The organism is Pseudomonas sp. ICMP 10191 (assembly GCF_001467335.1).
GTDB classification, from domain to species: domain Bacteria; phylum Pseudomonadota; class Gammaproteobacteria; order Pseudomonadales; family Pseudomonadaceae; genus Aquipseudomonas; species Aquipseudomonas cerasi.
Genome location: NZ_LKGW01000077.1, coordinates 1 through 292, shown reverse-complemented (window position 1 = coordinate 292; position 292 = coordinate 1). Strand labels below are relative to the sequence as shown.

1 protein-coding gene is annotated in these 292 nt (G+C 65.8%); it reads left to right on the top strand.

The window, feature by feature from the left end:
- Positions 1-292 (top strand): NlpC/P60 family protein (locus AO388_RS28490; RefSeq protein WP_161937159.1); only part of this gene is annotated, 292 nt, incomplete at both ends.

The following is a 292-nucleotide window of genomic DNA, read 5'->3' as shown; positions in this document are numbered from 1 at the left end:
GAGCGCAAGGAACTGTGGTGGGAAGATCCGGACAGCCCCAGCCATTACGAAGAGAACTACGAGGCCTGCGGCTTTGTCCGGGTCGAACAGCCCCAGCGCGGCGACCTGCTGGTGTTTCAGATCCCGACCGTGGGCAGGCCTTGTCACTTCCCGAACCACGCCGCGATCTACCTCGGGGCCGATGCCAGCCTGCACAGCGAGGACGCGCCGGCACTGGGCGGGTCTGGTCCGTTCATCTATCACCACATGCCCGGTCGCCTGGCTGCCCGTGAGGTCTACGGCTGGTCGATGG